This is a genomic window from Pantoea sp. RCC30.1 (genome assembly GCF_058148845.1).
In genome coordinates this window covers 1-15,015 of sequence record NZ_JBXUHX010000008.1, presented here as the reverse complement: position 1 = coordinate 15,015, position 15,015 = coordinate 1, and the positions used below count along the sequence as shown (strand labels likewise).

Sequence of the window (15,015 nt, the reverse complement as noted above, 5' to 3'; positions counted from 1 at the left end):
ATGAAACTCAAACAGATTCAGGCAATTAACTGGAACCGCATTCAGGATGATAAAGATCTTGAGGTGTGGAACCGTCTCACCAGCAACTTCTGGCTACCGGAGAAAGTGCCGCTCTCCAACGATCTGCCCGGCTGGCAGTCGCTGGATAAACAGCAGCAGCAGCTGACCATCCGGGTTTTCACCGGCCTGACGCTGCTCGACACCATCCAGAACGTAATCGGCGCACCGGGACTGATGGACGATGCCATTACCCCGCACGAAGAGGCGGTGCTGTCGAATATCAGCTTTATGGAAGCCGTGCATGCTCGCTCCTACAGCTCGATCTTTTCCACCCTGTGTAACACGCAGGATGTGGATGCCGCCTATCAGTGGAGCGAAGAGAATGTGCCGCTGCAGAACAAGGCGCGCATTATCCTGGAACATTACCGCGCCGACGATCCGCTGAAGAAGAAGATCGCCAGCGTCTTCCTGGAGTCGTTCCTGTTCTATTCCGGCTTCTGGCTGCCGATGTACTGGTCGAGCCGTGGCAAGCTGACCAACACTGCAGACCTGATTCGCCTGATTATTCGCGATGAAGCGGTGCACGGTTACTACATCGGCTACAAATATCAGCTGGCGCTGGCCACGGCTGACGATCTGCGTCGCGAAGAGCTGCAGCAGTTCGCCTATGATCTACTGCTGGCGCTGTATGAGAATGAAGTGGCTTACACCGAGGCGCTTTATGCCGATGTCGGCTGGGTAGAAGAAGTGAAAACCTTCCTGCACTACAACGCCAATAAAGCGCTGATGAACCTGGGCTACGAGGCGCTGTTCCCGGCGGAGCTGACGGCGGTGAATCCGGCTATTCTGTCGGCGCTGTCGCCCAACGCAGACGAGAACCACGACTTCTTCTCCGGTTCAGGCTCGTCCTATGTGATGGGTAAAGCGGTCGAAACCGAAGATGAAGACTGGAATTTCTGATGGTCGGGATGACCTGCTACGGATAATAAAGGTGTTTGCTCAGAAAGCATACGGCTGTAGCAAAGCATCGCGGGCCATAGACAAAAACGCCGGAAGCGTTTTTGAACAGCGCAAAGCGTTGGCCCGGCTACGGGCGCACCTCAGGGATGAGGTGCGTAATCGCGCAACTTTTGCGTTTTTTGCGAAGGGCGTATGCTCCCTGAACCCGCTCGCGTTCCCCTCCCCGCTTAAATCATCTACCATTGTTTATACCTCTTGTTATGACTGGTATGGCCTGTTAATAAACATGCGTGTGAAATAGTTTTTTGAGTTATTATTAACCTCAAATGATTATTAGCGACCGATGCTGTTTATGAATGCGACTCGTCAGGGGCTGACGCCTGCTTTAGTGGTCCTGATGTCGGTAGCAACCGGCCTCTGCGTAGCCAGTAACTACTACGTTCAGCCACTGCTCAATACCATCGCCCAACAGTTTGATCTCTCTGTGAGCCTCGCCGGGTTTATTGTCACCACGGCGCAACTCGGCTACGCCTGCGGTTTGTTGCTGCTGGTGCCGCTGGGCGATCGTTTTGAACGACGCAGCCTGATTGTGACGATGATTCTGCTGGCTGCTGCGGGCATGGTGATTATCGCCCTGTCGCACTCCTTTGCTTTTTTACTGCTGGGCACGGTGATGACCGGCCTGTTCTCGGTCGCCGCACAAATCCTGGTGCCGCTGGCCGCCACGCTGGCCGAGCCGGAGCGGCGCGGTAAAATCGTGGGGACGGTCATGAGCGGTCTGCTGCTGGGGATTCTGCTGGCGCGAACCGTGGCAGGCGGCCTGGCGCAACTCGGCGGCTGGCGTACCGTCTACTGGACTGCCAGCCTGCTAATGGTGGTGATGGCCCTGGCGCTATGGCGATCGCTGCCGCGCGTAAAACAGTCCGTGCCCATGAGCTATCCGCAACTGCTGGCCTCCATCTTTCGCCTGTATGCAGGCAACCGTGTGATTCGTACCCGTGCCTGGACCGGCTGTCTTTCCTTTGCCAATTTCAGCCTGCTGTGGACCTCAATGGCGTTTCTGCTGTCCGGCGCGCCTTATCACTTCTCTGAAGGCGAGATTGGCTTGCTGGGGCTGGTCGGTGCCGCAGGTGCGCTGGCCGCACGTCAGGCGGGCGCGCTGGCTGACATGGGAAAAGCGAAGCTGACCACCCGTCTGGGCCTGCTGCTTATGCTGCTGTCGTGGGCCGCCATTGCCTGGGGCGCGGAGCATCTGGCGCCGCTGATCGTTGGCATCCTCTTGCTGGATCTGGCGGTGCAGGCCGTCCATATCACCAATCAAAGCGTAATCTACGCGCAGATGCCGGAGGCGCGGAACCGACTTAATGCCGGTTACATGACCAGCTACTTTATGGGTGGCGCGGCCGGCTCACTGCTCTCCGCGACCGCTTACCATCTTTGGGGCTGGTATGGCGTCTGTGGCGCTGGCGCGCTGCTGACTATGGTTAATCTGCTGATTTGGGCTACTGGATCGCGCTTTGAGCCGGAAAAAATTAACAGAAGCCTGCCCGGACAGCGCATTGCGTCTGGTCACAAATGATTAGGCTTGTTATGGTTAGTAGCAAACCTATTCACTTCAGTTATTTTTCCCCGCGATATTATTAAATTTGCCCCCTTTTTGATCACGTTCCGGCACAGCGGCTGCCGCCGGACGTACGGGTTTTTGACCCAGGGCCACGGAATGGCCTGGAATACCTTTGATGGTGAATAGTGAGTCTGTCAGCGATCACCTGCCAAAAAGTGACTACGCTTATCCTGTCACCATAGTTATTATACAAGTTGCAATTAGTGAGGTTTTTTTAATGGAAAGTTCGTTTACTCCCATTGAGCAGATGCTAAACATCCGTGCCAATCGCCATAAGGATTTTCCGTTACAGGAAATTATTCTGACGCGTCTCTGTATGCATATGCAGGGTAAACTGCTGGACAACCGCAATAAGATGCTGAAAGCACAGGGTATTAATGAAACCCTGTTCATGGCGTTGATTACGCTGGATGCACAGGAAAACCACAGCATTCAGCCTTCTGAGCTTAGTTCTGCTCTTGGCTCTTCTCGCACCAATGCGACGCGCATTGCGGATGAGCTGGAAAAGCGCGGCTGGATTGAGCGTCGCGAAAGCGATCACGACCGTCGCTGCCTGCACCTGCATCTGACCGATAAAGGCATGGATTTCCTGCGTCAGCTGCTGCCCCCCCAGCATCAGAGCCTGCAGTATCTCTGGTCGTCGCTGTCGGTCGATGAGAAATCTCAGCTGGAAGGCATCACTCGTAAGCTGCTTAATCGTCTTGATAAAATGGATGAAGATCAGCTGATCGCCTCGCTGTCCCGCTAATAGCAATAAGTGCGACACAATCACCTGTCGAAATCGTTATTTTAATTCCCTTTTTATCTGGCCAGCGCTCAGTCGCTGGCTTTTTCGACTTGGGCGCAGGCGGAAATGGATTGCTGCCGCCCGACTAAATGGAAAACGTGGAGAAAGACATGAGTGCAACGGCAGAAGCACAAAGCCCGCAACCGTCAGCCAGTAAAAAGAAGAAGCGCAAAAGTGTGCTCATCGTGCTGGCGCTGATCTTTGTGCTGATTGGTATTGCCTGGGGAGTTTACTGGTTCCTGGTCCTGCGCCATTTTCAGGAAACGGATGACGCCTACGTTGCGGGTAACCAGGTGCAGGTGATGGCACAGGTGTCCGGTAGCGTGAATAAAGTCTGGTTTGAAGATACCGATTTCGTCAAAAAAGGCGATGTGCTGGTTTCACTGGATAAAACGGATGCGGAGCAGGCGTTTGAAAAAGCGCAGACGGCGCTCGCCACCAGCGTGCGTCAGACGCATCAGCTGATGATTAATGGCAAACAGTATCAGGCCAGCATTACCCTGCAGCAGACCGCGCTGGCACAGGCCGAAGCCGACCTGAAACGTCGCGAGCCATTAGGTGCGGCTAATCTGATTGGCCGTGAAGAGCTGCAGCACGCCCGTGATGCCGTGGCCACCGCCAAAGCGCAGCTGGACGTAGCGATTCAGCAATACAATGCCAATCAGGCGATGATCCTCAATACCTCGCTGGAGAATCAGCCAGCCGTTCAACAGAGCGCGGCTGAGTTGCGTGACGCCTGGCTGGCGCTGCAGCGCACTGAAATCCGCAGCCCGATGGATGGTTTTATCTCCCGTCGTAGCGTGCAGGTCGGTTCGCAAATCTCCACCAGCACCCCGCTGCTGGCTGTCGTCCCTGCCACCAATCTGTGGGTCGATGCCAACTTCAAAGAGACCCAGCTGGCTGGCGTGCGTATTGGTCAGCCTGCCACCGTAGTTGCCGATATCTACGGTGACGAAGTGGTTTATCAGGGCAAAGTCGCCGGACTGGATATGGGCACCGGCAGCGCCTTCTCTCTGCTGCCAGCACAGAATGCCACCGGCAACTGGATCAAAGTGGTTCAGCGCCTGCCGGTTCGTATCGAACTGAATCAGGAAGATATCGCCAGACATCCGCTGCGCATCGGCCTCTCCACGCTGGTTAAAATCGATACCACCAGCAAAGAAGGTAGCGCACTCGCCACCAGCGCCCGTCAGCAGGCCGCTTACAGCAGCAACGCACTGGCGATTGACCTTGCGCCGGTCAATCAGCTGATCACCGATATCGTCCGCGCCAACGCCGGATGATGACGCGGAGGCTGTAATGGCACAAAAACCGCTTGAAGGGATGCCGCTGGTCCTGATGACCATTGCGCTGTCGCTGGCGACGTTCATGCAGGTTCTGGACTCGACCATCGCTAACGTGGCTATCCCCACCATTGCCGGGAACCTGGGAGCGTCGAACTCTCAGGGCACCTGGGTGATCACCTCGTTTGGTGTGGCGAATGCGATCTCGATCCCGCTGACCGGCTGGCTGGCAAAACGCATCGGTGAAGTAAAGCTCTTTACCTGGTCAACCATTCTGTTTGCCATCGCCTCATGGGCGTGTGGCATGTCAGACAGCCTGGAGATGCTGATCTTCTTCCGCGTCATTCAGGGGATCGTCGCGGGTCCCTTGATCCCGCTGTCGCAAAGTCTGCTGCTCAACAACTATCCGCCCGCCAAGCGCAGTGTTGCGCTATCGCTGTGGGCGATGACGGTGATTGTGGCACCGATCTGTGGCCCGATACTGGGCGGCTGGATCAGCGATAACTATCACTGGGGCTGGATCTTCTTTATCAACGTGCCGATTGGTGTGGCGGTGGTGATACTGACGCTGCAAACCCTGCGTGGCCGGGAAACTAAAACCGAAATCCGGCGGATCGATATGGTCGGGCTGGTACTGCTGGTGGTGGGGATCGGCTGTCTGCAGGTGATGCTGGATCGCGGAAAGGAGCTTGACTGGTTTAACTCGTCCGAGATCATCGTGCTCGGGGTAGTGGCCGTGATTGCGCTGTCAGTCCTGCTGGTCTGGGAGCTGACGGACGATCACCCGATCATTGACCTGTCGCTGTTTAAGTCGCGCAACTTTACCATCGGCTGTCTGTCTATCAGTCTGGCTTACATGCTCTACTTCGGCTCGATAGTGCTGTTGCCGCAGCTGCTGCAGGAGGTCTACGGTTATACCGCAACCTGGGCCGGTCTGGCGTCTGCGCCGGTGGGGATTTTGCCGGTGATTCTGTCGCCGATCATTGGTCGCTTTGCCCATAAGCTCGACATGCGACGGCTGGTCACGTTCAGCTTCATTATGTATGCCGTCTGCTTCTACTGGCGCGCGTATACGTTTGAACCGGGGATGGACTTTGGTGCCTCAGCCTGGCCGCAGTTTATCCAGGGCTTTGCCGTGGCCTGCTTCTTTATGCCGCTGACCACCATAACGCTATCGGGACTCCCGCCGGAGCGTATGGCCGCCGCCTCCAGCCTGTCGAACTTTATGCGTACATTTGCTGGCTCGGTGGGAACGTCGATTACCACCACCATGTGGACTAACCGCGAGTCGATGCATCATAGCTACCTGACGGAGTCGATCACCCCGTACAACGTCAATTCGCAACAGATGTATAGCCAGCTGGAGAGCCTGGGGATGACGCAGCAGCAGGCGTCCGCCTATATCGCGCAGCAGATTACCAATCAGGGACTGATTATTTCAGCAAATGAAATCTTCTGGGCGTCGGCGGGAGTGTTCCTGATCCTGCTGGTCCTGATCTGGTTTGCACGTCCGCCGTTTGGTGCAGGCGGTGGTGGGGGTGGCGCGCACTGATGTCACACAGCAAAACGGGCCTTTCGGCCCGTTTTTTTATGCGTTCTGACGCCACCATTCGGCGAGCAGTACGCCGGTTGCAACAGAGACGTTGAGGCTTTCAACGTTGCCGGTGCCGCCAATCGACAGGCTCATGTCACCCTGTTTGAACGCGGTGTCAGAAAGACCCTCACGCTCCTGACCTAACACCAGCACCATTTTCTCCGGCAGCTGAGCCTGCGCCAGCGGCGTGCCCTGATGGCTGGAGGTAGTCACGATGGTGTAACCCGCTTTACGGAATGCTTCCAGACCTTCGCTGAAGGTTGCACCGCTGATAGCCTGCACATGCTCAGCTCCGCCTTCTGCAGTTCGCACGGCTGCGCCTGACTCCAGCAGTGAGGCATCGTTTATCAGCAAACCTTTTACGCCGAAGTGCGCGCAGCTGCGCATAATCGCGCCGAGGTTGTGCGGGTTGCTGACATCTTCCAGCGCCAGTACGCAATCTTTGGTCGTTGCCTGACTCAGCCATTCAGAAACCGCCATACCCATGCGCTTTTTGATCAGGAAGCAGACGCCGCCATGATGCTCTGTACCTGAAGCCTTGGTGATCTCTGCATCTTCTACCACGTGATAGGCTTTGCGGTTAGCCGCCAGCCAGCGCAGCGATTCGCGGAAACGCGGGGTCACTTCCTGAATGAACCAGGCGCGAACAATCGCTTCCGGACGGCTCTGAAACAGCGCCTGACAGGCGTTCTCACCATAAACGCGGGTTTCTTCGTTACGCTGACGACGGATCTGCTCAGGATCGACAAAGCTCTTGCCGCTGATGCCGCCGTGATCGGGCTTATCGCTCTCAGGCGATGCTGCACGATCGGCTGATGGCGCGCGTGACACGGTACGCCACGGGGAATCGCTGTTGCCATAGGCACCACGGCTATCATCGCCACGATCGTTGCGGCGACCTGCGCCATCGTCTGAACGGCGTGGTGCGCCACGTCCGCCTTCGTCACGACGTGGTGAACTGCTGCGACCGGTGTCGTCGCTGCGACGGCCAGCGGAGCGACCGCCTTCCTGACCGCGTTCAGTACGGGGGCCAGACGAACGACGATTATCATCCGGGCGGGCAGCAGAGTGACCACCTTTGCCTGTACGAGGATTCGGCGCACGCGCGCTTTTATCGTCCTCGCCACGCACGTACATCACCTTAACCTTGCCGCTCTTGCCTTTAAATTCGTCGTTCATGTCTTCCTCCTGCATTTAGAGCGCGCAGATTACCTGATGTGCTGGCGCTTAGCTATCAACTATTGAACCTATAGAGCAATCCAGATTGAGCGAAAATCCGCCCCCTTTCATAATGGACAACTATTACCAGACTGACACTTTTCAACCCCAGAGGTTCCTATGAATACGGTATGCGCTTCCTGTCAGGCAACCAATCGCGTTCCTGAAGAACGCCTTGCCGACGCGGCGAAATGTGGCCGCTGCGGAAATGCGTTGTTTGATGGCGAAGTGGTCAATGCCACCAGCGCTAACTTTGATAAATATCTGCAGGACGATCTGCCGGTGGTGATCGATTTCTGGGCGCCCTGGTGCGGTCCCTGCGTCAATTTTGCGCCGGTGTTTAAAGATGTCGCCAGTGAGCGCAGCGGAAAAGTTCGATTCATTAAAGTGAACACCGAAGCGGAACCCGCCCTGAGCGCCCGTTTCAACATTCGCAGTATTCCGACCATCATGCTGTTTAAGAACGGCGAGCGGGTGGACATGCTGAACGGTGCCATGCCCAAAGCGCCGTTTAACGAATGGCTGGATGAATCACTTTAATCTCAAGAGGCCAGCCAGTCTGGCCTTTTCCTTTTCATCTGCGCTTCGATTACACTGACGTTTTTCCTGCCCTGAATACTCATGTCTGATAATGCTGTTTTGCGCTTGCGCACCCAACGCCTGGCCCGTGCCACCCGTCCTTTCCTCGCGCGCGGAAATCGGGTCATTCGCTGCCAGGGCTGTCTGCTGCCAGAGGCCAACTGTCTCTGCGGTCATATCGTGCCTCAGTCTGCACGTAGCCGCTTCTGCCTGGTGATGTTTGATACCGAGCCGATGAAGCCGAGCAATACCGGCCGTCTGATTGCCGATATTCTGCCGGATACTCAGGCTTTTGGCTGGTCACGCACCGAGCCGGATCCGCTGCTGCTGGCGGCCGTGCGCAATCCCGATTATCAGCCGCTTGTCGTCTTCCCGGCATCCTATGCCGATCCCGGTCGCGAGGTGCTGACAACGCCACCCACCAGCGGCAAGCCACCGCTGTTTATTATGCTTGATGGTACCTGGACCGAAGCACGCAAAATGTTCCGCAAAAGCCCCTGGCTCGATGCCCTGCCGGTAATGTCGCTGGATGTCAGCACGCCTTCGCGCTATACGCTGCGTGAGGCACACGGCGAAGGTCAACACTGCACCGCTGAAGTCGCCGCGGCGCTGCTGGCGCAGGCGGGCGATGGGCTGGCGGCAGAGGCGCTATCTCACCATTTCGATCAGTTCCGCGCAGCCTACCTGGCAGGAAAACCGCATCATCCCGGACAGGCTTAGCCTCATCCTTCTTCTCCTGGCAGGCGAAAGCCTGCTCTGACAGATGCCAGGATTCGGATGTTCAGCCTGCGATCTGCCCGGAAGCACTGCCAGCAAAAACCGTTTACAATCACGCAAATCCCAATCTCTGGAGGGCGAGATGAGCCAACGCGGACTGGAAGCGCTGTTACGACCTAAATCAATTGCGGTGATTGGTGCCTCGGTAACGCCAGGGCGTGCCGGATACTTTATGATGCGTAACCTGCTGGCGGGCGGTTTTAGCGGGCCGGTATTGCCGGTGACGCCAAAATATAAAGCGGTCAGTGGCGTGCTGGCCTGGCCCACCATCGACAGCTTACCTTTCGCGCCAGACCTGGCGGTGATCTGCACTCACTCAAAACGAAACCTCGAATTGCTGCAACAGCTCGGCGAGAAAGGCTGCAAAGCCTGTATTATTCTCTCTGCGCCCGCCAGCCAGTCGGCGGAACTCAAAGCCTGCGCCAGCCGGTGGCAGATTCGTTTGCTGGGACCGAACAGTCTTGGCCTGCTGGCACCCTGGCAGGGCCTGAATGCCAGCTTCTCGCCGGTGCCAATAGAGAAAGGCCGTATCGCGTTTATCTCCCAGTCTGCCGCCGTTTCTAATACCATTCTCGACTGGGCACAGCAGCGTAATCTCGGTTTCTCCTGGTTTATCGCGCTGGGTGACAGTCTGGATACCGATGTCGATGACCTGCTCGACTTTCTGGCTCGCGACGGGAAGACCAGTGCCATCCTGCTCTATCTCGAACACCTCAGTGATGCGCGTCGTTTTGTTTCCGCCTCACGCAGTGCCTCGCGTAATAAACCGATATTGATTATCAAGAGTGGTCGCAGCCGTGAAGCGCAGGCGCTGCTTGGTACTCACAGCGGACTCGACGCCGCCTGGGATGCGGCCATTCAGCGCGCCGGGTTGCTGCGGGTCCAGGATACCCATGAGCTGTTCTCCGCCGTTGAGTCGCTAAGTCATATGCGACCGCTGCGTGGCGACAGGCTGATGATCATCAGTAATGGTGCCGCACCTGCCGCGCTGGCGCTGGATGAGCTCTATGCCCGTAACGGCAAACTGGCGCAGCTCAGCGATGAGACGCGTCAGCAGCTGGAGGCGCTGTTGCCTGCGGGTGCGGGTCGCGGTAATCCGCTGGATTTAAAAGATGATGCTACCGCCGAGCGCTACGCTGCCTGTGTGGAGATCCTGCTCAACAGCCATGAACTTGATGCATTAATGATTATTCATGCGCCAAGCGCGGTCGCGCCTGCGACTGAGACGGCCACACATCTGATCGACACCATTGGCCGTCACCCGCGCGGAAAGCGGGTGACGCTGCTGACAAACTGGAGCGGCGAGTTCTCTTCTCAGGCTGCGCGTCGAGCCTTTACGCAGGCGGGTATACCGACCTGGCGCACGCCGGAAGGTACTGTCACCGCCTTTATGCATCAGGTTGAGTACCGGCGTAACCAGAAGCAGCTGCGTGAAACCCCTGCCCTGCCAGCCACGCTAAACCAGGACAGTGCCCATGCTCACCAGTTGCTTTCACAGGCGCTGGCGCGTGGTATCACCGCGCTGGATACCCACGAAGTGCAGCCGGTGCTGCAGGCGTATGGGCTGGCGACGCTGCCCACCTGGATCGCCAGCGACAGTGCGGCGGCCGTGGCGATTGCCGATCAGATTGGCTATCCGGTGGCGCTGAAACTGCGCTCGCCTGATATCGCCCATAAATCGGAGGTTCAGGGCGTAATGCTCTACCTGCGCAATGCCAGCGAAGTAGAGCATGCCGCCGAGGCTATTTTTGATCGTGTCAAACAGACACTACCGCAGGCACGTATCGAAGGGCTGCTGGTTCAGAGCATGGCCAGCCGTGCGGGCGCGCAGGAACTGCGGGTCGTGGTCGAACAGGACGCTCTGTTTGGCCCGATCATTATGCTGGGTGAAGGCGGTGTTGAATGGCAGGCCGATAAACAGGCTGCCGTTGCCCTGCCTCCGTTGAATATGACGCTGGCACGCTATCTGGTGATTCAGGCGATCAAGAGCGGCAAAATCCGCAGCCGCAGCGCCCTGAATCCGCTCGATATCCCCGGTCTAAGTCAGTTGCTGGTGCAGGTCTCAAACCTCGTGGTGGATTGCCCGGAGATCCAGCGACTGGATATTCATCCGCTGCTGGCGGCGGGCAATGATTTTACTCTGCTGGATGTCACTCTGACGCTGGCTCCGTTCCACGGCGATAACGAAGCACGACTGGCAATACGCCCCTATCCGCAGCATCTGGAAGAAGAAGTGGAGTTAAAGGATGGGCAATTCTGCCTGTTCCGCCCTATCCTGCCTGAAGATGAACCTCTGCTGCGCGATTTCATCAGTCAGGTCACTAAAGAGGATCTTTACTACCGCTACTTCAGTGAGATCAATGAGTTTACACATGATGACCTCGCCAATATGACCCAGATCGATTATGACCGCGAGATGGCGATTGTGGCGGTGCGTCAGCATCAGGGACGCCCTGAGATCATTGGTGTCACCCGCGCTATTTCTGATGCGGATAACATTGATGCGGAATTTTCGGTGCTGGTCCGTTCCGACCTGAAAGGATTAGGCATGGGCCGTCGTCTGCTGGAAAAAATGATTCGTTACACCCGACATCACGGCTTGCAACAATTGAACGGTATCACCATGCCCCATAACCGCGGCATGATTACACTGGCCCGAAAACTCAATTTTCATGTTGATATTCAACTGGATGACGGTATTGTCGGCCTGAAATTGCCTTTACAGAATGAGATCAACTAACCTTGTAGAGAAAGGTAAAAAACGTTCGAATCGACGGAGTTGATGTTATTATTTGTGGTTATAACCCTGATTTGATGGCAAAAGGCCATGCAATGAACAGAGAAGAAGTGCACTGTGATGTTGTCTAAATTTAAACGTAACAAACACCAACAACACCTCGCACAGCTGCCGAAACTGTCACAATCCGTTGCGGATGTGTCGACACTTTACTCGCCTGCCGAATTCCGCCAGACGTTGCTGGAGAAGATTGCAGCAGCGCAGTCACGCATCTGTATTGTTGCGCTCTATCTGGAAAATGATGACGCCGGGCGTGCCGTCATGGATGCGCTTTATAGTGCGAAGCAGGCGCGGCCGGAGCTGGATATCTCGATTCTGGTTGACTGGCACCGTGCGCAGCGTGGCCGGATTGGCGCAGCGCGAGGCGTAACCAATGCCGACTGGTATTGCGAGATGGCGACCCGCTATCCGGATATCGCCATCCCGGTTTATGGTATCCCGGTTAATACCCGTGAAGCGCTGGGCGTGCTCCATCTAAAAGGGTTTATTATTGATGATATGCTGCTCTACAGCGGAGCCAGCATCAATGATGTCTACCTGCATCAGCATGATAAGTATCGCTATGATCGCTACCAGGTTATCCGTAATGCCCAGCTGACCGATACGATGTATGACTGGATCACGCTCAATCTGAAGTCGGCGGAAGCGGTCAACCGACTCGATTTTGCTGAGCGCCCCTCAAGCCCTGAAATTAAAAATGAGACACGTCAGTTCCGTCAGGATCTGCGCGGCTTCAATTATCAGTTTGAAGGGAATGCCGGCAACGATGAACTGGCGGTCACGCCGTTAGTTGGTCTGGGTAAGCATAGCCTGCTCAATAAAACCATTTTCCACCTGATGCCCTGTGCGGAACAGAAGCTGATCATCTGTACCCCCTATTTCAACATGCCCGCCCTGCTGGTGCGTAATATCATTCACCTGCTGCGCCAGGGGAAAAAGGTCGAGATCATCGTCGGTGATAAAACAGCCAATGATTTCTACATCGCGCCCGATCAGCCGTTTAAAATTATTGGCGCGCTGCCATACCTGTATGAAATCAACCTGCGTCGCTTTATGAGCCGTTTGCACTACTACGTTACGACCGATCAGCTGGTTGTGAGACTGTGGAAGGATGGCGATAACAGTTATCACCTTAAAGGGATGTGGGTTGATGATGAATGGCAGCTGATTACCGGTAATAACCTTAATCCGCGTGCCTGGCGGCTCGATCTGGAAAATGCGGTGCTGATCCACGATCCTCATCAGGAATTAGCGGCTCAGCGTGAGAAGGAGTTGACGTTAATCCGACAGAACACGACGGTAGTGACGCATTTCCGTGAGCTTGAGAGTATTGCCGATTACCCCGCTAAAGTGCGGAAACTGATTCGCCGGCTGCGCCGGATACGTATCGATCGCCTGATCAGCCGTATTCTTTAATCGCTGAGGCCATGAAGGCATCCATTATGCGAATTGTACTGCTTGCTGTGCTGTTGTGTAGTGGATGCGTCCATATGGCGGAAGATTAGTGGACCGGACGGGATAACGCGGAACACTTTTCGCTTCTACCGCGCTGGCCGCTGAAGGCAATGAATATGGTCAGCGCCAGCCTCTTTCTGGCCGGAAAAGCCAGACTATTGGCATCCTGTTTTCATTAAGTCCTGGGGCGGGGAAAGAGTGGTATGACAGCCGTCCGAATGGCTGGAGCTGTAAAGATTCCGCGTGGGATGCCGCCGGTGCAGCCAGCAGCATTGCCCTGTGGAATCTGAGCCAGTAGCCCTGTTAAAGCTTAATCCCCTTACCGCGCTTGTGCAGCAGCAGCGACACCAGAAACGCCACTGCGCCCATTGCTGAGACATACCAGAAGAAAGTGGTCTCGATTCCCTGCTGCTTCATCAGCAACGCCACATACTCCGCCGACCCACCGAACAGCGCATTCGCTACTGCGTAAGATAGCCCTACACCCAGAGCACGCACCTGCGGCGGAAACATTTCGGCTTTAAGAATGCCGCTGATGGCGGTGTAGAAGCTGGTAATCAGCAAGGCCAGCATGATTAACAGGAAAGCTACGCCGGGACTTTGCACGTTTTGCAGCAAGGTCAGAATGGGTACTGTACAGATTGCCGCACCCGCACCAAAGATCATCATCGAAGTGCGACGACCGATTTTATCTGACAGCGCACCGATTATTGGCTGAATCAGCATAAAGACCAGCAGCGCCCCGGTCATCAGCCCGCTGGCCGTTTTTGGATCCATGCCTGATGTGTTAACCAGATACTTCTGCATGTAGGTGGTGAAGGTGTAAAAACTCAGGGAGCCACCCGCGGTGAAACCCAGCACCATCAGGAAGGGACGGGGATGATTGCGCAGTAATCCGATTACGCTACCTGCATCGCGATGTTCACGGCTGGCCTTATCTGACGTTTCCTCCAGAGAGCGTCGTAACCATAATGCGACAACGGCGAGCAATGCGCCGAGGAAGAACGGAATGCGCCAGCCCCAGTTGCGCAGCTCTGCATCAGTAAGCAGAAATTGCAGAACCACCACGGTCAGTACCGCCGCTAACTGACCGCCAATCAGCGTGACATACTGGAAAGAGGCGTAAAATCCTTTGCGTCCTTCCAGAGCCACTTCGCTCATGTAGGTTGCGCTGGTCCCATATTCCCCGCCCACCGATAATCCCTGAAACATACGCGCCAGCAGCAGAATAACGGGAGCCGCCACGCCGATCGTTGCATAACCGGGCAGGCAGGCGATCACCAGCGAACCAAAGCACATCATACAGACCGAAACCAGCATCGAATTTTTTCGGCCATGTTTGTCGCCGATATAGCCGAATAGCCAGCCGCCAATCGGACGCATCAGAAATCCTGCCGCAAAAACGCCCGCCGTCTGTAACAACTGCGTTGTGGTGTCGCCCTGCGGGAAGAAAATGTGCGCAAAGTAGAGCGAGAAGAATGAATAGACATAGAAGTCGAACCACTCAACCAGGTTGCCCGATGACGCGCCGACGATAGCCCAGATACGTTTCTTTGTATCATCCGTCTGAGTTTTATTATTGGGTGTCATGCTTTACCTCTGTTCCTTGCTGATCAACAGCGTTTAAAGGAGTGAGTAAAGCATTTAAGTCTACTGGAGGTAAAGGCGGGGTAATCCGAGATTATTATTGTGAGCCATGTCGCTAATTATCGAAAAATCAGCGGGTTGCTGGCGATTATGAGGAAGAATCCGGGGGTGACAGGGTTGCAGTAAGCGGACAAATGATAAACATTTCTGCTAAATACAGCAAAATCCAGACGTAAAAAAGCCCCGCACTTCCGTGCGGGGCTTCTTCACTTATATAATGCCTGGCAGTTCCCTACTCTCGCATGGGGAGACCCCACACTACCATCGGCGCTACGGCGTTTCACTTCTGAGTTC

Annotated in this window: 11 protein-coding genes and 1 rRNA gene; 9 read left to right on the top strand and 3 right to left on the bottom strand. The window is 55.6% G+C overall.

Features of this window, described 5'->3' with window-relative positions; genetic code table 11:
- From nrdF to emrB, 5 genes are all read left to right on the top strand, one after another.
- Positions 1-960: a class 1b ribonucleoside-diphosphate reductase subunit beta gene (gene nrdF / locus AC2LB6_RS09170; RefSeq protein ID WP_490093366.1), complete on the top strand. Its 960-nt coding sequence runs from the start codon at positions 1-3 to the stop codon at positions 958-960.
- A gap of 352 nt (positions 961-1,312) precedes the next feature.
- Complete coding sequence (locus AC2LB6_RS09165; protein WP_490093270.1) at positions 1,313-2,539, top strand: MFS transporter; 1,227 nt, start codon at positions 1,313-1,315, stop codon at positions 2,537-2,539.
- Positions 2,540-2,801: 262 nt separating this feature from the next.
- Positions 2,802-3,332 (top strand): transcriptional repressor MprA, encoded by a 531-nt coding sequence (gene mprA / locus AC2LB6_RS09160; RefSeq protein WP_490093269.1) that lies wholly within the window; start codon positions 2,802-2,804, stop codon positions 3,330-3,332.
- Between the two features lie 149 nt (positions 3,333-3,481).
- Positions 3,482-4,654 carry a multidrug efflux MFS transporter periplasmic adaptor subunit EmrA gene (emrA, locus tag AC2LB6_RS09155; protein WP_490093268.1) on the top strand — a complete coding sequence of 391 codons (1,173 nt, stop codon included), beginning with the start codon at positions 3,482-3,484 and terminating at the stop codon, positions 4,652-4,654.
- A gap of 16 nt (positions 4,655-4,670) precedes the next feature.
- Positions 4,671-6,206 carry a multidrug efflux MFS transporter permease subunit EmrB gene (gene emrB, locus AC2LB6_RS09150; protein ID WP_283547243.1) on the top strand — a complete coding sequence of 512 codons (1,536 nt, stop codon included), beginning with the start codon at positions 4,671-4,673 and terminating at the stop codon, positions 6,204-6,206.
- Positions 6,207-6,242: 36 nt separating this feature from the next.
- On the opposite strand, the gene AC2LB6_RS09145 is transcribed toward emrB, so the two are convergent.
- Positions 6,243-7,427: a tRNA/rRNA methyltransferase gene (locus tag AC2LB6_RS09145; RefSeq protein WP_490093267.1), complete on the bottom strand. Its 1,185-nt coding sequence runs from the start codon at positions 7,425-7,427 to the stop codon at positions 6,243-6,245.
- A 159-nt stretch (positions 7,428-7,586) separates the two neighbouring features.
- Here AC2LB6_RS09145 and trxC point away from each other — a divergent pair, with 159 nt between their 5' ends.
- The 4 genes from trxC to pssA all read left to right on the top strand — a co-directional run bounded on the left by trxC (position 7,587) and on the right by pssA (position 13,035).
- Positions 7,587-8,006: a thioredoxin TrxC gene (gene trxC / locus AC2LB6_RS09140; protein WP_008926766.1), complete on the top strand. Its 420-nt coding sequence runs from the start codon at positions 7,587-7,589 to the stop codon at positions 8,004-8,006.
- Positions 8,007-8,087: 81 nt separating this feature from the next.
- Positions 8,088-8,765, top strand: coding sequence for a tRNA-uridine aminocarboxypropyltransferase (locus AC2LB6_RS09135; RefSeq protein WP_490093266.1), 678 nt, complete (start codon positions 8,088-8,090; stop codon positions 8,763-8,765).
- A gap of 139 nt (positions 8,766-8,904) precedes the next feature.
- Positions 8,905-11,562, top strand: a complete 2,658-nt coding sequence (locus tag AC2LB6_RS09130) for a bifunctional acetate--CoA ligase family protein/GNAT family N-acetyltransferase (RefSeq protein WP_490093265.1) — start codon at positions 8,905-8,907, stop codon at positions 11,560-11,562.
- Between the two features lie 117 nt (positions 11,563-11,679).
- Positions 11,680-13,035, top strand: coding sequence for a CDP-diacylglycerol--serine O-phosphatidyltransferase (pssA, locus tag AC2LB6_RS09125; RefSeq protein ID WP_490093264.1), 1,356 nt, complete (start codon positions 11,680-11,682; stop codon positions 13,033-13,035).
- A gap of 342 nt (positions 13,036-13,377) precedes the next feature.
- Here pssA and AC2LB6_RS09120 read toward each other — a convergent pair whose 3' ends face one another.
- Both AC2LB6_RS09120 and rrf read right to left on the bottom strand, forming a co-directional pair.
- Positions 13,378-14,664, bottom strand: coding sequence for an MFS family transporter (locus AC2LB6_RS09120; RefSeq protein ID WP_490093263.1), 1,287 nt, complete (start codon positions 14,662-14,664; stop codon positions 13,378-13,380).
- Between the two features lie 276 nt (positions 14,665-14,940).
- Positions 14,941-15,015, bottom strand: a 5S ribosomal RNA gene (rrf, locus tag AC2LB6_RS09115); the annotation flags it as partial.

Coding starts and splice junctions, on each gene's coding strand:
- nrdF (WP_490093366.1), top strand. CDS start 1: ATGAAACTCAAACAGATTCAGGCAATTAACTGGAACCGCATTCAGGAT.
- AC2LB6_RS09145 (WP_490093267.1), bottom strand. CDS start 7,427: ATGAACGACGAATTTAAAGGCAAGAGCGGCAAGGTTAAGGTGATGTAC.
- AC2LB6_RS09130 (WP_490093265.1), top strand. CDS start 8,905: ATGAGCCAACGCGGACTGGAAGCGCTGTTACGACCTAAATCAATTGCG.
- emrA (WP_490093268.1), top strand. CDS start 3,482: ATGAGTGCAACGGCAGAAGCACAAAGCCCGCAACCGTCAGCCAGTAAA.
- emrB (WP_283547243.1), top strand. CDS start 4,671: ATGGCACAAAAACCGCTTGAAGGGATGCCGCTGGTCCTGATGACCATT.
- AC2LB6_RS09120 (WP_490093263.1), bottom strand. CDS start 14,664: ATGACACCCAATAATAAAACTCAGACGGATGATACAAAGAAACGTATC.
- mprA (WP_490093269.1), top strand. CDS start 2,802: ATGGAAAGTTCGTTTACTCCCATTGAGCAGATGCTAAACATCCGTGCC.
- trxC (WP_008926766.1), top strand. CDS start 7,587: ATGAATACGGTATGCGCTTCCTGTCAGGCAACCAATCGCGTTCCTGAA.
- pssA (WP_490093264.1), top strand. CDS start 11,680: ATGTTGTCTAAATTTAAACGTAACAAACACCAACAACACCTCGCACAG.
- AC2LB6_RS09135 (WP_490093266.1), top strand. CDS start 8,088: ATGTCTGATAATGCTGTTTTGCGCTTGCGCACCCAACGCCTGGCCCGT.
- AC2LB6_RS09165 (WP_490093270.1), top strand. CDS start 1,313: ATGAATGCGACTCGTCAGGGGCTGACGCCTGCTTTAGTGGTCCTGATG.